The 22,905-nt window shown below is 72.2% G+C and carries 11 protein-coding genes; all 11 read left to right on the top strand.

The genetic code is table 11. The features are described 5' to 3' along the window. Positions 1-128 precede the first annotated feature (128 nt). The gene (locus KUM38_RS28460) at positions 129-713 is read left to right on the top strand and encodes a DUF2867 domain-containing protein (protein WP_217133368.1); all 585 of its coding nucleotides are present in this window, start codon (positions 129-131) and stop codon (positions 711-713) included. A gap of 308 nt (positions 714-1,021) precedes the next feature. Next, complete coding sequence (locus KUM38_RS28455; protein ID WP_302181291.1) at positions 1,022-9,181, top strand: type I polyketide synthase; 8,160 nt, start codon at positions 1,022-1,024, stop codon at positions 9,179-9,181. Between the two features lie 44 nt (positions 9,182-9,225). Then, entirely contained in the window at positions 9,226-10,383 is a 1,158-nt protein-coding gene (locus KUM38_RS28450; RefSeq protein WP_217133364.1) for an acyl-CoA dehydrogenase family protein, read from the top strand. 69 nt (positions 10,384-10,452) lie between these two features. Then, positions 10,453-11,562 (top strand): IS630 family transposase, encoded by a 1,110-nt coding sequence (locus tag KUM38_RS42305; protein ID WP_308409075.1) that lies wholly within the window; start codon positions 10,453-10,455, stop codon positions 11,560-11,562. 349 nt (positions 11,563-11,911) lie between these two features. Further along, positions 11,912-13,903, top strand: a complete 1,992-nt coding sequence (locus KUM38_RS28435) for a rhamnogalacturonan lyase (RefSeq protein ID WP_217133363.1) — start codon at positions 11,912-11,914, stop codon at positions 13,901-13,903. Between the two features lie 974 nt (positions 13,904-14,877). Beyond that, positions 14,878-14,967: a K(+)-transporting ATPase subunit F gene (gene kdpF, locus KUM38_RS28430; protein ID WP_217133362.1), complete on the top strand. Its 90-nt coding sequence runs from the start codon at positions 14,878-14,880 to the stop codon at positions 14,965-14,967. A 32-nt stretch (positions 14,968-14,999) separates the two neighbouring features. Beyond that, positions 15,000-16,661, top strand: coding sequence for a potassium-transporting ATPase subunit KdpA (kdpA, locus tag KUM38_RS28425; protein WP_217133384.1), 1,662 nt, complete (start codon positions 15,000-15,002; stop codon positions 16,659-16,661). Positions 16,662-16,693: 32 nt separating this feature from the next. Further along, positions 16,694-18,793 carry a potassium-transporting ATPase subunit KdpB gene (kdpB, locus tag KUM38_RS28420; protein WP_217133361.1) on the top strand — a complete coding sequence of 700 codons (2,100 nt, stop codon included), beginning with the start codon at positions 16,694-16,696 and terminating at the stop codon, positions 18,791-18,793. 6 nt (positions 18,794-18,799) lie between these two features. Next, positions 18,800-19,432: a potassium-transporting ATPase subunit C gene (locus KUM38_RS28415; protein ID WP_217133355.1), complete on the top strand. Its 633-nt coding sequence runs from the start codon at positions 18,800-18,802 to the stop codon at positions 19,430-19,432. A 130-nt stretch (positions 19,433-19,562) separates the two neighbouring features. Beyond that, positions 19,563-20,246 carry a response regulator gene (locus KUM38_RS28410; protein WP_217133353.1) on the top strand — a complete coding sequence of 228 codons (684 nt, stop codon included), beginning with the start codon at positions 19,563-19,565 and terminating at the stop codon, positions 20,244-20,246. A gap of 12 nt (positions 20,247-20,258) precedes the next feature. After that, positions 20,259-22,802 carry a DUF4118 domain-containing protein gene (locus KUM38_RS28405; protein ID WP_217133350.1) on the top strand — a complete coding sequence of 848 codons (2,544 nt, stop codon included), beginning with the start codon at positions 20,259-20,261 and terminating at the stop codon, positions 22,800-22,802. The last annotated feature ends 103 nt before the right edge of the window (positions 22,803-22,905 follow it).

Below are 22,905 nucleotides of genomic sequence, written 5' to 3'. Positions count from 1 at the left end.
CTGCGGGGAGCCGACGGGCGATTCCCCGCAGCCGGCGGACACCCCCTGGATAGGTTGGTGCCGTCGCACGCACCCGCGGGCAGTGCCACGCGCTTGTGCGGGACCGTTCCACGAGACATGGAGAACGAATGAGGCTGCCGAACACGGCGTTCACCGAACGGCCGTGGAGGATCCACGAGTTCATCAAGGACTTCGAGGTCGAGGACGTATGGGACCTGGACACCCCGGGAGGACCCGACGACCTGGCCCTCCTGGTCAAGCAGTTCAGCGGCGACGGCTCCGAGTTCAATCCGTCGCGGATGTACAAGGTGCTGTTCGCGATCCGCTGGAGACTCGGCGCCCTCCTCAAGTGGGACGGAGCGGAACACGGCGTCGGCCCGCGCAATCCCTCCCTGCGCGACCGGCTGCCGGACGACCTGCGTGAGGGCCTGCGCGGCCCGGACCTGAGGACGGTGCCGATGAAGTCGGTCTACCAGACCTCCGACGAGTGGGCGACGGAGGTCGTCAACAAGACGGTGCACGCGGTGATGCACATCGGCTGGGTGGACGACGGGAACGGCGGGCACCACGCGCAGATGGCCGTACTGGTCAAGAAGAAGGGCCTGCTGGGGAAGGTCTACATGCCCCTGATCCTCCCCTTCCGACGCGTCTTCGTGACGCCGAACCTGGTCAAGACGATCGGCCGCCACTGGAACGCGCGAACGGCCGGATGACGTCCGGCGTGGCCCCGCCGGACCCCGGCGCGGCCACGCGTTCCCCCGAGAACCGGCCCGGCCGGGCGCCTTTCCCCCGGGCGCCCGGCCGGGCCTTTCGGCGTGTCCGGGTCCGCTCCCGGGCACGCCGTCGTCCCGGTGGCCGTTCCGCCGCCGGCCTCGCCGTGGCGGCCCGCCCACGGCGCCGGAACGCCCGACGAGGCTCCCGCACGGAACATTCGCCGGAATCGGGGCCGCGGAAGTGTATCCGCGGGGGCCGTCGGCGGATCTTGCAGTGCAGCCGAAGCGGTAGAGAGGGCTGGAGCTCTATGGGCGTGAACGAGTTCGGGGAAGGGCTCACCGGGGTGGATCAGAATGCTGTCGCCGTCATCGGAATGTCGTGCAGGGTCCCGGGCGCCGAGGACGTCCGCTCCTTCTGGACGCTGCTGAGCGAGGGCGAGCACGCGATAGCGGACGGCCCCGCCGACCGGTGGCCCACGGACATCGCGGAACTGGCGCGCCACCCGCGGGGCGGCTTCGTGGACCGCGTCGCCGACTTCGACGCGGGCTTCTTCGGCATCTCCCCGAGAGAGGCCGCGGTGATGGACCCGCGCCAGCGCATGGTCCTCGAACTGAGCTGGCAGGCCCTGGAAGACGCCTGCCTCCCGCCGGAGAGCCTGCGCGGCAGCGACACCTCCGTGTTCCTGGGTGCCACCGGAGACGACTACGCCTCCCTGGTGCACCGGCACGGCGGCGACGCGCTCTCCCATCACTCCGTCACCGGGCTGAGCCGGGGCCTGATCGCCAACCGGGTCTCGCACCAACTGGGGCTGCACGGGCCGAGCCTGACGGTGGACACCGCGCAGTCGTCCTCCCTCGTCGCGGTGCACATGGCCTGCGAGAGCCTGCGCTCGGGAACCGCGCGCCTGGCGCTGGCCGGCGGGGTCCACCTGAACCTCGTACCGGAGAGCACGATCGCCTTCGCCCGCTCCGGGGCGCTGTCACCGGACTGCCGCAGCCACACCTTCGACGCCCGCGCCAACGGTTTCGTCCGCGGCGAGGGCGCGGGCGTGGTCGTGCTGAAGCGGCTGGCCGACGCCGTCGCCGACGGCGATCCCGTGTACTGCGTGCTGCTCGGCGGCGCCGTCAACCACGACGGCCCCGGCGCGTTGACCGTCCCCAACGCCGAGGCGCAGACCGCCCTGTTGAGCGAGGCCTGCCGCGACGCCGGCGTGGCCCCCGCACGGGTGCGCTACGTCGAACTGCACGGCACCGGCACCCGGGCGGGCGACCCCGTCGAGGCGAGCGCGCTGGCCGAGGTCTTCGGCGAGGGCCGCGACGCCGCGCGGCCCCTGCTGGTCGGATCGGTGAAGACCAACATCGGCCACCTCGACGCGGCCGCGGGTGTCCTGGGCCTGATCAAGGTCGCCCTGTCCATGTGGCACGGCCTGCTGCCCGCCAGCCTCAACTACGAGACGCCGCACCCGGACATCCCCCTGGAGGAGTGGAAACTGCGGGTCAACGCCGCCGCGGCGCCGTGGCCCGACGGCCCCCGGCTGGCCGGCGTCAGCTCCTTCGGCATCGGCGGCACCAACTGCCACCTCGTCGTGGCCGCTCCCGAGCCCGGGGCCGAGCCCCGGCCGGACGCCGCGCCCGCGCCGTCCGGCACCGGCGCACCCGTCCCGGTGACGCTGTCCGCGCGTACCCCCCAGGGCCTGCGGGCCCAGGCCCGCCGACTGCACGACTGGGTCCGCGACGACACCGGCCTGCACCCCGTGGACGTCGGCTACTCCGCGGCGACCACCCGGTCGTCGTTGAAGGGCCGGGGCGTCGTGCTCGCCGCCGACCGCGACGAACTGCTGGACGGCCTCGCCGCGCTGGCGGAGGGCAGGCCGTCGGCGAGGGTCGTCACCGGCACCGCCGCCGAGGGCGGCGGCGTGGTGTGGGTGTTCTCCGGCCAGGGCGCGCACTGGGTCGGCATGGCCCAGGGCCTGTGGGACACGGACGAGGTGTTCGCCGAGCGCATGGACGAGTGCGAGCGCCTGCTGGAGCGGTTCGCCGGCTGGTCGCTGCGGGAGGTGCTCGGCGACGAGACCGCCCTCAAACGGATGGACGTCGTACAGCCCGCGCTGTTCGCGGTCATGGTCTCCCTGGCCGAGGTGTGGCGCTCGGCGGGCCTGGAGCCCGACGCGGTCGTCGGCCACTCCCAGGGCGAGATCGCCGCCGCGACCGCGGCGGGCATCCTCTCCCTCGCCGACGGCGTACGGCTGATCGTCGCCCGCGCGCGGGTCATCACCGAGAAGCTGTCCGGGCGGGGCCTGATGGCCGTCCTGGACCTGCCCGCCGACCAGGTCGACCAGTCCCGCGTGTCGATCGCGGCGGTGAACTCGCCCGGCACCGTGGTGATCTCCGGCGACCCCGACGCCGTCCGCGCGGCCGTCGCCCGGTGCGAGGCCCGGGACGTCCGCGCCCGGATCGTCCCCGTCGACTACGCCTCCCACAGCCACCACGTGGAATCCATCCGGGACGAGGTGCTCGCCGGCGTCGCGGGCGCCGCGACCACCGACACCGGCGTGGCCTTCTACTCCACGGTCGTCGGGGGACGGGTCGACCCGGCCGCCCTGGACGCCGAGTACTGGTACCGGAACCTGCGCGAGCCGGTGCGCTTCGCCGACACGGTCGAGGTGCTGGCCGCCGCCGGACACGGCGTCTTCGTGGAGGTCAGCCCGCACCCGGTGCTGGCGATGCACATCGCCGGCACGGTCGGCTCCGCCGTCGTACAGCCCACGCTGCGCCGCCACGAGGACGAGACGCACCGCCTGCTGCTGTCCATGGCCGAGCTGTACAGCCGGGGCGTCGACCTCGACTGGCGGGGCCGGTTCGCCGGAGCCCGGCGCGTGCCGCTGCCGACCTACGCCTTCCAGCGTGAGACCCACTGGGTCGACGGGGCCGCCGTCGAGGCACCCGCCGCGCGGCCGGCCCCCGCCGCCGCGCGGGGGGCCACGGCGCCCGAGACCGCGCCCGCCGCCGCGGGGGCGTCCGAGCAGGAGCTGTGGACGCTGGTGACCGGTGAGGCGGCGGTACTGCTCGGACATGCCGACGCCGCGCGGATCGGGGCGGACCACACCTTCAAGGAACTCGGCTTCGACTCGGTGACGGCGGTGCAGCTGCGCGACCGGCTCAACGCCGCGACCGGCCTGCAGACGCCCGCCTCGCTCGTCTACGACCACCCGACCCCCGCCGCTCTGGTGCGGCACCTGCGCGAGCGGATCTCCGGGCCCGGGGAGAACCGGGCCGGCGCGGCGGTCGTCCCCGTCACCGCCGCCGACGAGCCGATCGCGATCGTCGGCATGAGCTGCAGGCTGCCCGGTGGGGTCGCCACCCCCGAGGACCTGTGGCGACTGGTCGCCGACGGCGTCGACGCGATCACCGGCTTCCCCGAGGACCGGGGCTGGCGGGTCGACGTGGACGCGGACTTCGTCCCCGCCGGCGGCTTCCTGGACGGCGCGGCGGACTTCGACGCCGGCTTCTTCCGGATCAGCCCGCGCGAGGCCCTCGCCATGGACCCGCAGCAGCGGCTCGCTCTGGAAGCCGTGTGGGAGGCGCTGGAGCACGCCGGCCAGGACCCGGCCGGGCTGCGCCGCACCAGCACCGCGGTGTTCATGGGAGCCATGGCGCAGGATTACCTGCCGCGCCTGCAGGACGTCTCCGGCAACCTCGCGGGCCACGCGCTGACCGGCGGCTCCGGCAGCGTCGTGTCCGGACGGATCGCCTACTCCCTCGGCCTGGAGGGACCGGCCGTCACCGTCGACACCGCCTGCTCCTCCTCCCTGGTCGCCGTGCACCTGGCCGCCCAGTCGCTGCGGTCCGGTGACTGCTCCCTCGCCGTCGCGGGCGGTGTCACCGTGATGTCCACGCCGGGCATGTTCGTCGAGTTCGCCCGGCAGGGCGGGCTGGCCGCCGACGGCCGCTGCAAGGCGTTCTCCGACGCCGCCGACGGCACCGGCTGGTCCGAGGGCGTCGGCGTGCTGGTGCTGGAGCGGCTGTCCGACGCGCGGCGACGCGGCCGCCGCGTGCTGGCCGTGCTGCGCGGCAGCGCGATCAACCAGGACGGCGAGAGCAACGGCCTCACCGCGCCCAACGGCCCCTCCCAGGAACGGGTGATACGCCAGGCCCTCGCCTCGGCCGGCCTGTCCCCGGCAGAGGTCGACGCGGTGGAGGCGCACGGCACCGGCACCAGCCTCGGCGATCCCATCGAGGCGCAGGCGCTGCTGTCCGTCTACGGACCGGATCGCGAGGACCCCCTGTGGCTGGGGTCGCTGAAGTCCAACATCGGACACACCCAGGCCGCCGCGGGCGTCGCCGGAATCATCAAGATGATCATGGCGATGCGCGAGGGAGTGCTGCCCAGGACCCTCCACGCCGAGCAGCCCTCCAGCCGGGTCGACTGGTCCTCCGGCACCGTGCGGCTGCTGGCCGAACAGCGCGACTGGCCGCGGGCCGGCCGCGCCCGGCGCGCCGGCGTCTCCTCGTTCGGGATCAGCGGCACCAACGCGCACGTGATCGTCGAACAGGGCGACCCCGTCGAGCCCGCCGTGCCCCCGGCCGCACAGCCGCGGGGCGAGACGGTGTGGCCGGTGTCGGCGCACAGCGCCAAGGCGCTGGCCGGGCAGGCCCGCAAGCTGGCCGCGGCGCTCGCCGCCGACACCGCCGCGCACCCGGCCGACGTGGCCCTGTCCCTGGCCACCCGGCGCTCGTCCTTCGATCATCGCGCCGTGATCACCGGGGCGGACCGGGAGGAACTCCTCGCCGGACTGGACGCCCTCGCCCAGGGCCGGCGGGAGCCCGGTGTGGTCACCGGCCACGCGTCGGCGCCGCCCGGCGTCGGCGTCCTCTTCTCCGGGCAGGGCAGCCAGCGCCCGGGCATGGGCCGGGAACTGATCGCGGCCTTCCCCGCGTTCGCCGAGGCCTGGCGCGAGGTCTGCGCGGAACTCGATCCCCTGCTGGAACACCCCGTCGACGCGGTTGTCTCGGCCGAACCCGGGTCCGAGGCGGCCGGGTCGCTCGACGAGACGGCGATGACGCAACCCGCGCTGTTCGCCTTCGAGGTGGCCGCCTACCGCCTCCTGACGTCCCTCGGGGTCGAGCCCGCGGTGCTCGTCGGGCACTCCATCGGCGAACTGGCCGCCGCCCATGTGGCGGGGGTGTTCTCGCTGTCCGACGCGGCCCGTCTGGTCGCCGCGCGCGGGCGCCTGATGGGCGCACTGCCGAAGGGCGGGGCCATGGTGGCCGTACAGGCGAGCGAGGAGGAGGTCCGGGCCGCCCTGGCCGGACACGAGGAGGCCGCCTCCGTCGCCGCCGTGAACGGCCCCGCCGCCGTCGTCGTCTCCGGCGTGGAGGAGGTCGTCACCGAGGTCGCCGCGACCCTGGCCGCCGACGGGCGCAAGACGACCCGGCTGCGCGTCTCGCACGCCTTCCACTCGCCGCTGATGGACCCCATGCTCGACGAGTTCCGGCGCGTCGCCGAGTCGGTCACCTATGCGCCCGCACGCGTCCCGGTCGTGTCCAACGTGTCCGGCGCCCTCGCCGAACCGGGCGAGCTGGAGCAGCCCGGGTACTGGGTGCGCCACGTGCGTGACGCCGTGCGCTTCGCCGACGGGGTCGCCGCCGCCGTCGAGGCGGGCGCCGGGGCGCTGGTCGAGGTCGGCCCCGACGGCGTCCTGTCCGCCATGACCGCCGACACCCTCACCGACACGGACCTGACGGCGACACCCCTCGCCCGCAAGGGCCGCTCCGAGACCCGCTCGGCGGCGGAGGCCCTGGCACGCCTGCACGTCGCCGGCGTTCCCGTCGACTGGCGGGCCTACCTGGACGCCGTCGGCATCGCCGGCCGTCCCGTCGACCTGCCCACCTACGCCTTCGACCACCAGCGCTACTGGGCGCGGCCGGCCGCGCCGCACGGCGATGTCGCGGGCGCCGGGCTGGAGCCGGTCGGGCATCCCTTCCTGTCCGCCGCCACCGAGGTGGCCGTCGGCGACCAGACGGTGTTCAGCGGACGGATCGACCTCGACGCCGAACCCTGGCTGGCCGACCACGCCCTCTTCGGCAACGCCGTGTTCCCCGGCGCGGCCCTGGTGGACATGGCGCTGCGCGCGATCGAGGACACCGGCTGCCGCGCCGTCGAGGAACTGACCCTCCACGCGCCGCTGACCTTCGCCGACGGCGCCGTGCGGGTGCAGGTCGTCGTCGGCGGGGCGGAACAGTCCGGCCGGCGCCCGGTCGGGGTGTACTCGCGTCCGGCGTCCGGTGCCGCGGGGTCCTGGACCCGGCACGCCACCGGGCACGTGGTCCCGCGGACCCCCGCGCGTGCCGCCACCGCGGACGTGTGGCCCCCGCAGGACGCCGTCCCGGTGGACGTCTCCGCCTTCTACGCGGAGCTGGTCGACCGCGGCTACGGATACGGCCCGGCCTTCCGGGGCCTGCGCTCGCTGTGGCGGCTCGGGGACGAGGTGTACGGCGAGGTCGAGCTGCCCGAGCGGGTACCGCACGCCACAGGCGGATTCGCCGTTCACCCCGCCCTCTTCGACGCCGCTCTGCACCCGGTGCTGGCACTGACGGAGCCGGACGACCCGGCCCAGGTGGTGCTGCCCTACTCCTGGTCGGGAGTCGCCGGCCAGGTGCGCGCCGGAGGCCGTCTGCGGGTCCGCGCCACCCGGATCAGCGAGACCGAGGTGTCGCTGTCGATCACGGGTTCCGACGGTACGCCCGTACTGACCGTGGAGTCCCTCGCCCTGATGCCGGCCTCGGCCGGCCGGCTCTCCGGGGGCTCCCTGGCCGACTCGCTGTTCGCCGTGCGCTGGTCGCCGGTGGAGCCGGGCCCGGAGCGGCCGGCCGCTCCGGCCGACATCGTGCACGTCGAGGCGGACGGGCACGGCGACGCCCCCACGGCGGCGCGGGCCGGTACCCGCGAGGCGCTGGGGCTGGTGCAGCGGCGGCTGAACGACCACCACGACCGCCCGCTGGCCATCGTGACCAGGAACGCCGTGGCGGCCCTTCCCGGGGAGACGCCCGATCTGGCCCTCGCCCCGGTGTGGGGTCTGGTGCGCTCCGCGCAGATCGAGCACGGCGACCAGTTCGTGCTCGTGGACACCGACGGCAGCGAGGAGTCGCTGCGCGCACTGGAGGCCCTGGACCCGCGCATGCCCGAGCTGGCGATCCGTCAGGGCAGGGTCTACGCACCGCGACTGGTCCCGTCGCCCGCCCCGTCCGTGGCGCGGCAGGCCTGGGACCCGGACGGAACGGTCCTGCTCACCGGAGCGACCGGTGGTCTGGGCGCCCTGCTCGCCCGGCACCTGGTCGTCGAGCACGGAGTGCGCAACCTGCTGCTGCTCAGCCGCTCCGGCGCGGCCGGGGTGGCCGCCGAACTGACCGAGCTGGGCGCCCACGTCACCCAGGCGGCCTGTGACGTCTCCGACGCCGGGGCACTGGCGGAGCAGCTTGCGCGGATCGCGCCGGAGGCGCCGCTCACCGCGGTCGTGCACATGGCCGGAGTGCTCGACGACACCACGGTGGAGCTGATGACACCGGAGCGGATGGACCGCGTGTTCGCGCCCAAGGTCGACGCCGCCTGGCATCTGCACGAACTCACCAAGGACAGGGAGCTGTCCGCTTTCGTCCTGTACTCCTCCGTGGTGGGCGTCGTCGGCAACGCGGGCCAGGCGAACTACGCGGCGGCCAACGCCTTCCTCAACGCCCTGGCCGAGCACCGCGCCGAGGCGGGACTGCCCGCGATCTCGCTGGCCTGGGGCCCGTGGGAGACCGGCATGGCGAGCACGCTCGGCGAGAACGACCTGGCGCGCTTCCGGCGCCACGGCATGGAACCCCTGACGGCGGACAGGGGCATGGCCCTGTTCGACGCCGCCCTCGCCGCGGACCGGACGCTGCAGCTTCCCGTGCGGGTCGACCGGGACGCCCTGGGGCAGGACACCGTGCCCGCACTGCTGCACACCCTGGTCCGGCCCGCGCCCGCGCCCGCGCCGTCCGAGAGGGCCCTCCCCGCCGAGGAGAGCGGGGAGTCCGCCATGGCGCGCAAGCTGGCCGGCCTCTCGCCGGAGGAGCAGCGTGAGGAACTGGTGGCCCTGCTGCTGGAGACCGCCGCCGTGGTGCTGGGCTACTCGTCCGCCGACGACATCGACGCCGACATGTCCTTCCAGGAGATCGGTTTCGACTCCCTCAGCGGCGTCGAGTTCCGCAACCAGGTCAAGAAGGACACGGGGGTCCACGTCCCGGCAACGGTGATCTACAACTATCCGACGCCCGCCGCACTGGCGGAGCGCGTGCGGGAACTGCTGTTCCCCGCCCCGGAGACGGGGGACGGGACCGACGGTCCGCCGGACGACGGGACCGACGCACTCGACGGGACCGACGACCTCGACGAGATCGACGACCTCGACATCGAGGCCCTCGTGCAGCGGGTGAATTCCGAATGACACCGTCCGTGCCCCCGAGCGCCGGACCTGGACATGGTGGAGAGATGAAGCAGGAAGACCTCAAGGCCGTTCGCACGTTCGTCAAGGAGTGCCTCGAGGGCCGTCACGCGGAGCTGGACGCGCTCGACGACAAGCCCTCGGACGTCTACGACAGGTTCCGGGAGACCGGACTGGCCAACTGGTGGCTGCCGGAGGAGCTGGGCGGGCGCGGACTCACCCTCGAGGACGGCGTCGAGATCGTCAACGAGATCTCCTACGGTGACGCCGGGGTGGCCTTCACGCTCTTCATCTCGGTGCTCGGCACCAGCATCGTGCAGCTGTACGGCTCCGAGGAGCTCAAGGCGCGTCATCTCGCGCCCATGGCCGCCCGGGGCTCGTTCTGCGCGACGCTGGGCAGCGAGCGGGCCGCGGGCAGCGAACTCGCCAAGATCGAGACCGTGGTGGCGACGGAAGGGGACGAACTCGTCGTCATCGGCGAGAAGTTCTTCTCGACCAACACCGACTTCGCCGACTTCCTCGTCGTCATCGCCCGCTCGGCCGAGGACCCCGAGGCGTACCACGCCGTGCTGATCCCGCGCGACACCCCCGGCGTCGAGGTCGTGAAACGCTGGGACGTCATCGGCCTGCGTGCCTCGCACACCTACCAGGTGAGCCTGAACGGCTGCCGCGTCCCCGCCGCGAACCGCCTGGACGGCTCCGGCCTGCGACTGCTGGAGATCGGCCTCAACGCCAGCCGCATCCTGATCGCGGCCACCGCGATCGGGGTGGCCCGCCGCATCCGCGACCACTGCATGACCTACGCCAAGAACAAGCCCTTCCGCGACGGCGTCCTCATGGAGAGCCCCGTGTTCGCACAGCGGCTCGGGCAGATGGAAATGCAGATCGACGTCATGAAGAGCCACTGTCTGCGCGCCGCCCGCGACTACGACGCGATCATGACGAACCCCGGCGCCGCCGCCCTCTTCCACCGCCAGGGCACCCTGAAGTCCGCCCTGACCGCCAAGATGTTCTGCGGCCAGGCCGGCTGGGAAGTGGCCGGCGCGGGCTCCGAGCTGTTCGGCGGACTCGGCTACACGCACGAACTGCCCATCGGCAAGCTGATGCGCGACATCCGCTACGTCTCCCTCGTGGAAGGCGGCGAAGACGTTCTGCGCGAGCTGCTCTTCAGCCGCTATGTGATCCCCGTGCCCCGCCGGTCCTAGTGACCTGAGTCGGAGATTCGTCGCTGGTCGGGTGTGAGTCGTCCGGGTCCGAGGATTCCGCCGTTGCCGGTGACCGATGCCCAGCGGGCCGTGCTGGAGGGCTGGGTGCGTCGCCGCACGACGGCCCGGGCGCTGGCCCAGCGCTCAAGCATCGTGCTGGAGTGTGCCGAGGGGCACTCGGTCATGGAGGTGTCACGCCGGCTGGGTGTCTCCGCGGACACGGTCCGCACCTGGCGGCGGCGTTTTGTCGAACGCGGCCCGGACGGCCTGTCGGACGAGCCGCGGCCCGGTGTCCCGCGGAAGATCACCGACGCGGACGTCGAGCGGGTCGTCGTCAAGACGCTGGGGGAGAAGCCGAAGAACGCCACCCACTGGTCGACGAGGTCGACGGCGGCGGCCACCGGCATGTCGCAGTCCGCGATCTCGCGGATCCGGCAGGCGTTCGCCCCGGCCCCGCACCGGACGCGGACCTTCAAGCTCTCCACGGACCCGTTGTTCACCGACAAGGTCCGTGACGTCGTCGGCCTCTACCTCGACCCGCCGGAGAAGGCCCTGGTGCTGTGTGTGGACGAGAAGTCGCAGATCCAGGCCCCGGAACGGTCCCGGCCGGGTACTCCAGGTGCGCCGCCGCCGCGCTCTCCGTCGCCGGGACTTGGCGATCCGCCCGCGGGTCACCCGGCCGGCACGACTGACACACGGTCTCTCGCCCTGATCACCGGCGCTTCCGCCGGAATCGGATACGAACCGGCCCGGCAGTTCGCCGAGCACGGCTACGGCCTCGTGGTCGACGCCGAGGACGAACGGCTGGAGTCCGCCGCGCGCAGTCTGCGGGAGACGGGCGCGCGGGTGCGTCCCGTGCGTCCCGTGCGCGCCGATCCGCGGATTCGCGACGGCGCGCAACGGCTGTTCGCCGCGGTCGAGGGGCTCACGCCCGACGCCCACGACATGGTGCTGATCACCGCCGACGAGGGGCACGCGGGCATCGGGCGGCTCGCGCGGCGGGGCATCGTGGACGACTTCGCCGCCGGCCTCCGCGTGTCCGCGACGACCACCTCGTCCCAGCCGCGCGAGCTGTCCCGGCTCGCCGTGAACACGTTGTTCGTCCAACTGGACGGTGGCACGGACATCCCCGGCCCGCAGCTGCCGGCTCCCCGGCTGACGCGGCAGGCGACGACCTGACCGGCCCCGCCCGCCCCACGGGCTCACGCCTCGTCGACGGAGCCTTCGGCGAGCAGGCCGTCGACACCGTCGCACCACCCCGGTTCGCAGGAGGCACCCGGCGGCCGGGTGACCGGCTCCTGACCGCCGAAGGCGTGCGGGGCGCGCGCATGGTCGGGTGACCGGACGCCATCGGGTGCGGCCGTACCGCGACGTCCGACTCCTGGGGACCGCTCGCAATGTTTCGCAACTAACCGCACTGACCCGAGTGTTGACCCTGTCGATCAGCCGTTGCCAGACTCGGACGGCCGGTTGATGAATCGATTCAATCCCGCAGGGCCTCTCGTCCTGCGAGCAAAGGAGCACCCGTATGGGCAGGGAATCCACCGTTCCCGGCACTCGACACGCCAGACGCACCGCAGTCACCGCGACCGGCCGGTCCCGCTTCCGGCCGATCGCCGTCTGCCTCGCCGTCCTGTCCCTCGCCGCCACCGCGTTCACCGGTCCCGCCTCCGCCTCCGGCGACCACCGGCCCGACCGTCCGCTGCGCCAGATGGAGAACCTCGACCGGGCGCCGGTCGCCGTGCGGACCGAGGACGGCGTCTTCGTCGGCTGGCGGATGCTCGGCCTGGACCCGGAGGGCGTCGCCTTCCACGTCTACCGGGACGGCCGCCGCATCACCCGCACCCCGGTCCGCGGCGCGACCAGCCTCACCGACCCGCGCGGCACCGCCGACTCGGTCTACCGGGTCGAGGTCCTGCGCGGCAGCCGGGTCACCGAGCGCACCGACAGGTTCGGCGTCTGGTCCCGGCAGTACCAGGAGATCCCGGTCAACCGGCCCGCCGGCGGCGTCACACCGGCCGGAGAGTCGTACACCTACCACCTCAACGACGCGAGCGTCGGCGACCTCGACGGGGACGGCCGGTACGAGATCGTCCAGAAGTGGGACCCGAGCAACTCGCGCGACAACTCCCGCAGCGGCTACACCGGCAACGTCTACCTCGACGCCTACACCCTGGACGGCGAGCAGTTGTGGCGCATCGACCTCGGCCGCAACATCCGCGCCGGGGCGCACTACACCCAGCTGATGGTCTACGACCTCGACGGCGACGGCCGCTCCGAGGTGACGGTGAAGACGGCCGACGGCACGGTGGACGGCACCGGCACCGTGATCGGCGACCCGGCGGCCGACCACCGCAACAGCAGCGGTCACGTACTGTCCGGCCCCGAGTACCTGACGGTCTTCGACGGGAAGACCGGCGCGGCCGTCGACACCGTGGACTACGTCCCGGGGCGGGGTGACACCTGTGCCTGGGGCGACTGCTACGGCAACCGCGCCGACCGCTTCCTGGCCGGTGTCGCCTACCTGGACGGCGAACGCCCCTCGGTCGTCTTCGCCCGCGGCTACTACACCCGCTCCACCCTGACCGCCTTCGACTTCGACGGCGAGAAACTGAAGCAGCGCTGGGCGTTCGACTCCGACGACCTGGGCGCCGAGTACAAGGGCCAGGGCAACCACAACCTGGCGGTCGCGGACGTGGACGGCGACGCGAAGGACGAGATCGTCTACGGCTCGCTCACCCTGGACGACGACGGATCGCCGCTGTACAACACCAAGCTGGGCCACGGCGACTCCCTGCACGTCTCCGACTTCGACCCGAGCCGCCCCGGCCAGGAAGTCTTCGCCGCCCACGAGTCGATGGCGGCCTCCGGCAACCGCGGAGCGACGTTCCGGGACGCGGCCACCGGCGAGATCCTCTACGACATGCCCGCGACCAGGGACATCGGACGCGCGGCAGCCGGCGACATCGACCCCGCCCACCCGGGCGCGGAGGCCTGGGCGGTCACCGCGACCGGCGCCTGGAACTCGCGCGAGGGCGAACTGAGGGCGGCCGACGGCACGCTGCTCGGCACGTCCATCCCGTCGGCCAACCACATGATCTGGTGGGACGGCGACCCCCTGCGGGAGATCCTCGACCACGACTTCAGCGAGTCGACCGACCCGGCGGGCCGGCCGTACGTCGCCGAGTGGGACGGGAAGACCGGCACCCAGAACACCGTCTTCCAGCCCGAGGGCGTCTACACCAACAACTGGACCAAGGGAAACCCCGTACTCCAGGCCGACCTGTACGGCGACTGGCGCGAGGAAGTCATCTACCGCACCCAGGACGAGTCGGCGCTCCGGGTCTACACCACGACCGCCGGGACGGACCTGCGGCTGCGCACCCTGATGCACGATCCGCAGTACCGCCTCGGGGTGGCCTGGCAGAACGTGGCCTACAACCAGCCGCCGTGGACCGGCTACTTCATCGGAGAGGACATGGAGCGGCCGGCCCGACCGGCCATCCGCTACACCCGATGACCTGCATGCGTCACGCGTCGTGACGCATGGCTGAACGCCCGTCCGGCGGCCGGGCTCCCGGCCGCCGGACGGTCAGGTGCTCGCTCTCCGGCCGCAGTGGGCCGTGTGTCGCGGCGGACGGGAAGGGCGGGTACGACGGAATGACCGATGCCGCTTGCACTCCCTGCCGGCGATGATCCGGGGGAGACGCCGCCGCCCGCCACGGCCGATCTCCTCCGCCTCGTCCCCGGAGGTCCAGCGGCCCCGCTCCCGGCATCCCGGCCGCCGGACCCTGAGTCGCTCCCGTCCGTGGGAGCGCCCGGCCAGCCGCCTCCGCTGGCCAGCCGAACGGCGAGGAGACCATCGAGGTCCGAGGCCCCCTTCGCGCTGCGCCACGACTCCGCCGCCACCACGGTGAGGACGGTCAGGAACAGCCCACAGACCGAGTCCGAGCGCAGGGCAGCGGTGATCCGCCCGATGTCCTGGAGGGCGCACCGGCTCCCGGGGCGAGCGGCACCGTGCGGCATGCCACACACCGTCACCGAGCAGCGTATGGCCGGCTCCGTGAAGGCAAGGCCGTCACGGAGCAGTCCTGACGCGTTCTGTACGGGAAGGTTCACGTGCGGCGACCCGAGCGGTGTCCCGGCCGGGCGGTGGCGACGGTCGGGGCTCCGGTGCGCCACAGAGGACGAAGACCTCGCGCGGTTCCGGATGTCAGCCGGTGTGTCGTGACCTGGTGACCTGGGCCATCGACCATCAGGGCGGCCTGCTCACCGGTTCCGACCGGATGCCGTAAGAACTCCGTCAAAGTCGCGGCATCGCCGTAAGGGAGACGTCAACGACCGGCCTGATCCGGTCAAAGAGGCGCTTTCCTCTAATCGTCCGTTCCAACCGACCTCACTCCAGGAGTTCGCGATGGCCGATCTGGCCTTCGTCTTCACCGTGCTCGCGGGTTTCGCGCTGGTGGCCCTTGCCGCCAAGGGGGTGACGAAGCTGTGACCGCCGAGAACGTCGTCGGCCTGATCGTGGCCGTCTCCCTGCTGGGCCATCTCGTCCTCGCCCTGATCTTCGCGGAGAGGTTCTGACGGTGACATCAGCTGCTACCGCGGCGGGAGGCGTGGGTCCCGTCCTCGCCGGCGTGCTCCAGTTGCTCGCGCTCATGGCCGCGCTGGCCCTCGCCCACAAGCCCCTCGGCACCTACATGGCCGAGGTCTACTCCTCCGACAGGCACTGGCGCGTCGAGAAGTGGATCCACAAGGGCATCGGCGCCGACCCCGACACCGAGATGCGCTGGCCCGCGTACCTGCGCGGCGTCCTCGCCTTCTCCCTGGCCGGCGTCCTCCTCCTCTACGCCCTCCAGCGGCTCCAGGGTGTCCTGCCCGGCTCGCTGGGATTCGCCTCGATCGACCCGGACCAGGCGTTCAACACCGCCGTGTCGTTCGTGACCAACACCAACTGGCAGTCGTACTACGGCGAGCAGGCCATGGGCCACGTCGTGCAGACCGCCGGCCTGGCGGTGCAGAACTTCGTCTCCGCGGCCGTGGGCATGGCCGTCGCCGTGGCGCTCGTGCGCGGGTTCGCGCGCTCCCGCACCGGTGAGCTGGGCAACTTCTGGGCCGACCTGGTACGCGGTGTCGTGCGCGTCCTGGTGCCGCTGGCGGCCGTCGGCGCGGTCGTCCTGGTGGCGTGCGGGGTGATCCAGAACTTCTCCGGCATCCACGAGGTCGGCCAGTTCACGGGCGGCACGCGGGAGTGGAACGGGGGCGCGGTGGCCTCGCAGGAGGCCATCAAGGAGCTGGGCACCAACGGTGGCGGCTACTTCAACGCCAACTCCGCCCACCCGTTCGAGAACCCCACCCCGTTCTCCAACCTCTTCGAGATCTTCCTGATCCTGCTGATCCCGTTCTCGATCACCCGGACCTTCGGCCTGATGGTCGGCTCGGTCAAGCAGGGCTACGCGATCCTCGCCACCATGGCCACCATCTGGCTCGGCTTCGTCGCGCTCATGATGTGGACCGAGTTCTCCCACCACGGCCCGGCCTTCCAGGCCGCAGGCGGTGCGATGGAAGGCAAGGAGGTCCGCTTCGGCATCGGCGGCTCGTCGATCTTCGCCGTGTCGACCACCCTCACCTCGACCGGTGCGGTGGACTCCTTCCACTCCTCCTTCACCGGCCTGGGCGGCGGCATCACCATGCTCGGCATGATGCTGGGCGAGATCGCGCCCGGCGGCGTCGGCTCCGGCCTCTACGGCATGCTGATCATGGCGGTCATCGCGGTGTTCATCGCCGGCCTGATGGTCGGCCGTACACCCGAGTACCTGGGCAAGAAGATCGGCATCCGCGAGATCAAACTGGCGGCCTGTCACATCCTCGTCACCCCGGCTCTCGTGCTCACCCTCACCGCGTTCGCGATGGCCCTGCCGACCCCCGGCGACTCGATGACCAACAGCGGTGCGCACGGATTCTCCGAGATCCTGTACGCCTACACGTCGGCCTCGAACAACAACGGCTCGGCCTTCGCCGGCCTGAACGCGGACACGCAGTGGTTCAACACCACGCTCGGCATCGCGATGCTGCTCGGCCGCTTCCTGCCGATGGTGTTCGTCCTGGCGCTGGCCGGCTCGCTCGCCGAGCAGAAGCCGGTGCCGGCCACGGCGGGCACCCTGCGCACCGAGAAACCGCTGTTCACCGGCCTGCTGGTGGGCGCCATCCTGATCATCACCGGTCTCACCTACTTCCCCGCCCTCTCGCTGGGCCCGCTCGCCGAGGGGCTGGCGTGATGACCACCCGTACAGAGAAGTCAGAGGACTCCATGTCCACAGCCACTCCCACCCGGGCGCCGCACAGCGACGTCCCCACCGGGCACAGGCCCGCCGAAGGCCGTGTCGGCGCCGGCCTCTTCGATCCGAAGCAGCTGGTCAAGTCGCTCCCGGACGCCTTCCGCAAGCTCGACCCGCGGGTCCAGATCAAGTCGCCCGTGATGTTCGTGGTGTGGATCGGGTCCGTGCTGACCACGGTGTTCTCCTTCACGGACCCCGGCGACCGGTTCGGCTGGACGATCAGCGCCTGGCTGTGGCTGACCGTCGTCTTCGCCAACCTGGCGGAGGCGGTCGCCGAAGGCCGCGGCAGGGCGCAGGCCGACACCCTGCGCAAGACCAGGACCGACACGGTGGCGCGCCGGCTCGTGGGCGACCGTGAGGAGCGGGTGCCAGGCACCGATCTGAGGATCGGCGACCTGGTCGTGTGCGAGTCCGGCGACATCATCCCCGGCGACGGTGACGTCGCCGAGGGTGTCGCGTCCGTCGACGAGTCGGCGATCACGGGCGAGTCGGCCCCGGTGATCCGCGAGTCGGGCGGTGACCGCTCGGCGGTCACCGGCGGTACGAAGGTCCTCTCCGACCGCATCGTCGTCAGGATCACGACGAAGCCGGGCGAGACCTTCATCGACCGGATGATCAACCTGGTCGAGGGCGCGGCGCGGCAGAAGACGCCGAACGAGATCGCGCTGAACATCCTGCTGGCCTCGCTGACGATCGTCTTCCTCCTCGCGGTGGCCACGCTGCCGCCGTTCGCGGACCACGCGGGCACGGAGCTGACCATGGTCGTGCTGATCGCCCTGCTGGTCTGCCTGATCCCGACCACGATCGGCGCCCTGCTCTCCGCGATCGGCATCGCGGGCATGGACCGCCTGGTCCAGCGCAACGTACTCGCCCTGTCCGGCCGTGCGGTCGAGGCAGCCGGTGACGTCTCCACGCTGCTGCTCGACAAGACCGGCACCATCACCCTCGGCAACCGGCGGGCCGCCGAGTTCCTGCCGGTCCGGGGCACCACCGAGGCCGAGGTCGCGGACGCCGCGCAACTGTCGTCGCTGGCCGACGAGACGCCCGAGGGCCGCTCGGTCGTCGTCCTCGCCAAGGAGGGGTACGGCCTGCGCGAGCGCCACCAGGGCGAACTGGTGGGCGCCGAGTGGATCGCCTTCACCGCCCGGACCCGTATGTCGGGCGTCGACGTCGACGGCCGCAGGATCCGCAAGGGCGCGGCCGGTTCGGTCATCGCCTGGGTCGAGGAGCGGGGCGGGACGGTCGCCGAGGACGCCGACGGGATCGCCGAGCGGATCTCCGGGGCGGGCGGTACGCCGCTGCTGGTCGCCGTCGAGGACGACCGGGGCGCCCGGATCCTGGGCGTCATCCACCTCAAGGACGTGGTCAAGGACGGCATGCGGGAGCGGTTCGAGGAACTGCGCCGCATGGGCATCAAGACCGTCATGATCACGGGTGACAACCCGCTGACAGCCAGGGCGATCGCCGAGGAGGCGGGCGTCGACGACTTCCTCGCGGAGGCCACCCCCGAGGACAAGATGGCCCTGATCAAGCGGGAGCAGGCCGACGGCAAGCTGGTCGCGATGACCGGCGACGGAACCAACGACGCGCCCGCGCTCGCGCAGGCGGACGTCGGCGTGGCGATGAACACCGGTACGTCGGCCGCCAAGGAGGCCGGCAACATGGTCGACCTCGACTCCGACCCGACCAAGCTGATCGAGATCGTCGAGATCGGCAAGCAGTTGCTGATCACACGCGGGGCGCTGACCACGTTCTCCATCGCCAACGACGTCGCGAAGTACTTCGCGATCATCCCGGCGCTGTTCGCGGCCGTCCATCCGGGCCTGGACAGGCTCGACATCATGGGCCTGTCCTCGCCGGACTCCGCGATCCTGTCCGCGGTGATCTTCAACGCGCTCATCATCGTCGCGCTGGTGCCGCTGTCCCTGAAGGGCGTGCGGTACCGGCCGGTCAGCGCGGATCTCATGCTGCGGCGGAACCTCACGATCTACGGACTCGGCGGTCTGATCGCCCCGTTCATCGGCATCAAGCTCATCGACCTGCTCATCTCCGCGATCCCCGGGATCGGGTGAAGGACCATGAAGAACTCCGTTGTGAACACCGGGCGGTTGCTGGGCGCGGGCCTGCGGGCGCTGCTCGTGCTGACCTTGCTCACGGGCGTCGTCTATCCGCTGGCCGTCACAGGTGTGGCGCAGGCTCTCTTCAACGACAAGGCGAACGGCTCGGAGATCGAGGCGGACGGCAAGGTGGCCGGCTCTTCGCTGATCGGCCAACAGGGCTACAGCGCGGACCACTTCCAGCCTCGGCCTGCCAACGGTCTGGGCGAGAACTCGGTCAACACCCAGTACGAGCTGATCCTGTCCGGCGCCACCAACCGTTCCGGCGACAACCCCGAGCTGATCACGTGGGTGAAGGAGGCGAAGGCCGAGGTCGTCGAGGAGAACTCCACCGCGGACCACACGGTCGAGCCCTCGGAGGTGCCCGCTGACGCGGTGACCTCCTCCGGCTCCGGCCTGGACCCGGACATCTCGCCCGAGTACGCGGAGATCCAGGTCCACCGGGTCGCCGACAGGAACGGACTGCCGGTCGCCGAGGTCCAAAAGCTCGTCGACGAGCACACCGAGGGACGCACGCTCGGCTTCATGGGTGAGCCCCGGGTGAACGTCCTCGAACTCAACATCGCCCTCGAGGAACTCCTGGCCCGGAGCTGAGGACGTCATGCGATCCCACGGGGGTCGGCGGCTCCGGAGACATGCCGGACCCGCCGACTCCCACAGTCATGAAGTCGGCTTGCCGACCGGCGCGCACGACCCGACGTACGACTGGAGAGGCGATCCACCCATGACCCGGGTGCTCGTGGTGGAGGACGACCCGCAGCTCGTGCGGGCCCTCGTGATCAACTTGCAGGCACGTCACTACGGCGTGGACGCCGCCCCCGACGGAGCCACGGCCCTGCGGCTCGCCGCCGCGCGTCAGCCCGACGTGGTGCTGCTCGACCTCGGCCTGCCCGACATGGACGGCGTCGACGTCATCAAGGGCCTGCGGGGCTGGACCCGGGCGCCGATCCTGGTCCTGTCCGCCCGGCAGTCGTCCGGCGAGAAGGTGTCCGCGCTCGACGCCGGCGCCGACGACTACATCACCAAGCCGTTCAGCATGGACGAGCTGCTGGCCCGGCTGCGGGCCGCCGTCCGGCGCACCGAGGACATCCCGCTCGCCCCCGAGACCTCGCTGATCGAGACGGACGACTTCACCATCGACCTGCTCACCAAGAAGGCCGTCCGGGGCGGGCGGGACGTGCGGCTCACCCCGACCGAGTGGCACCTGCTGGAGATCCTGGTCACCCATCCGGGCCAACTCGTCACCCAGAAGCACCTCCTCCAGGAGGTCTGGGGCATCTCACAGCGCAACAAGAGCACCTACCTGCGCGTCTACATGGCCCAGCTGCGCCGCAAACTGGAGAAGGACCCCTCCCACCCCCGCTACCTGATCACCGAGCCCGGCATGGGCTACCGCTTCGAAGGCTGACCGAGGGACGACATGGCACGCGGCAAACTGCGGATCTACCTCGGCGCGGCACCCGGCGTCGGCAAGACGTACGCGATGCTCTCGGAGGCGCACCGCCGTATCGAGCGTGGTACCGACTGCGTGGTCGCCTTCGTGGAGCACCACGACCGGCCGCGCACCGAGGTGATGCTGCACGGCCTGGAACAGGTGCGGCGCAGGGAGATCGAGTACCGGGGCGGCACCTTCACCGAGATGGACGTGGACGCCGTCCTGCGCCGCGCCCCCGCGGTCGCCCTGGTCGACGAGCTGGCCCACACCAACGTGCCCGGCTCCCGCAACACCAAGCGGTGGCAGGACGTCGAGGAACTGCTCGCCGCCGGCACCGACGTGATATCGACCGTCAACATCCAGCACCTGGAGTCGCTGGGCGACGTGGTCGAGGCGATCACCGGGGTGCGGCAGCGCGAGACCGTCCCCGACGAGGTCGTACGGCGTGCGGACCAGATCGAGCTGGTCGACATGTCCCCGGAGGCGCTGCGTCGCCGTATGGCGCACGGGAACGTCTACAAGCCCGACAAGGTCGACGCCGCCCTGTCCAACTACTTCCGCCCCGGCAACCTCACCGCGCTGCGCGAACTCGCCCTGCTGTGGGTGGCCGACCGGGTCGACGCGTACCTGACCGAGTACCGCAGCGCACACCAGGTCTCGGCCATCTGGGGCTCCCGGGAGCGGATCGTGGTCGGTCTGACCGGGGGCCCGGAGGGACACACCCTGATCCGGCGGGCCGCGCGACTGGCCGAGAAGGGCGCCGGTGGCGAAGTCATGGCCGTCTACATCTCCCGCAGCGACGGCCTCACCGCCGCGTCCCCGAAGGAGCTGGCCGTCCAGCGCACCCTGGTCGAGGACCTCGGCGGCACCTTCCACCACGTCGTCGGCGACGACATCCCGGCCGCCCTCCTCGACTTCGCCCGGGGAGTGAACGCCACCCAGATCGTCCTCGGCGTCTCCCGGCGCAGGAGCTGGCAGTACGCCTTCGGGCCGGGCGTCGGCGCCACGGTCGCCCGCGAGTCCGGCCCCGACCTCGACGTCCACCTCGTCACCCACGACGCGGTCGGCAGGGGCCGCGGACTGCCGGTGGCGCGCGGAGCACGCCTGGGACGCCCCCGGGTGATCAGCGGCTGGCTGGTCGGCGTGCTCGGTCCCGTCCTGCTCACCTGGCTCCTCACCGGCGCCGCCGCGGACGTCGGCCTCGCCAACGACATGCTGCTCTTCCTGACCCTGACGGTGGCGGCGGCCCTGCTGGGCGGGCTCCTCCCGGCGCTGGCCTCCGCAGGGGTGGGCTCGCTGCTGCTCAACTGGTTCTTCACCCCGCCCGTGGACACCCTGACGATCACCGACCCGAAGAACATCGTCGCCCTCGTGGTCTTCGTCGGCGTGGCCGTGGCAGTGGCCTCGGTGGTGGACCTCGCGGCCCGGCACACCCACCAGGCCGCCCGGCTGCGCGCGGAGTCCGAGATCCTCTCCTTCCTGGCGGGCAACGTCCTGCGCGGCGAAACCACGCTGGAGGCGCTCCTGGAGCGGGTCCGCGAGACCTTCGGCATGGAGTCGGTGGCGCTGCTGGAGCGGACCGGCGAGACGGATCCCTGGACCTGCGCCGGCAGCGTGGGACCCCGGCCCGCCGGGATCCCCGAGGACGCGGACGTCGACGTCCCCGTCAGTGATCACATGGCGCTGTCCCTGCGCGGCAGGGTGCTGCCGGCCGCCGACCGCCGTGTGCTGGCCGCGTTCGCCGCCCAGGCCGCAGTCGTCCTGGACCGCCAACGCCTGCGGCGCGAGGCCGGCCGGGCCGAGGAACTGGCCGAGGGCAACCGCATACGGACCGCGCTGCTCGCCGCCGTCAGCCACGACCTGCGCACTCCGCTCGCCGGTATCAAGGCCGCCGTGTCCTCGCTCCGCTCCGACGACGTGGAGTGGTCCGAGGAGGATCGGGCGGAGCTGCTGGAGGCCATCGAGGAGGGCGCCGACCGGCTCGACCAGCTGGTCGGCAACCTGCTGGACATGTCCCGCCTCCAGACCGGCACCGTCACCCCCATCCTCCGCGAGACCGACCTCGACGAAGTCGTGCCCATGGGACTGGGCGGGGTCCCCGAGGACAGCGTCGACCTGGACATCCCCGAGACGCTGCCCATGGTCCACGTCGACCGGGGGCTGCTGGAGCGAGCCGTCGCCAACGTCGTCGAGAACGCCGTCAAGTACAGCCCGCCGGGTGAGAAGGTGCTGGTGGCCGCGAGCGCCATCGCCGACCGGGTCGAGATACGGGTCGTCGACCGCGGGCCCGGCGTCCCGGACGAGGCCAAGGGCCGGATCTTCGAGCCGTTCCAGCGGTACGGCGACTCACCCCGAGGTGCCGGCGTCGGCCTCGGCCTCGCGGTCGCACGAGGCTTCGCCGAGGCCATCGGCGGCACGCTCGACGTCGAGGACACACCCGGCGGCGGCCTGACCATGGTGCTCGCCGTACGGACGGCACCGCGGCGGCGGGCGGAGCAGCCGGACCTGTCGGCGGCTGCCGCGCCCTGAGACCCCGAGCCGGACCGGAAGCCGGCTCAGCGCGTGCGGCGCGTGTACACGATCACGCCCGCCGTCCCGGCGGGGCGGCCCGCGTCATCGCCGGTCCGGCTCC

Source organism: Streptomyces sp. AC558_RSS880 (genome assembly GCF_019049255.1).
In the GTDB taxonomy this organism is placed as follows: Bacteria; Actinomycetota; Actinomycetes; order Streptomycetales; family Streptomycetaceae; genus Streptomyces.
This window is presented reverse-complemented; position numbering and strand designations above follow the sequence as displayed.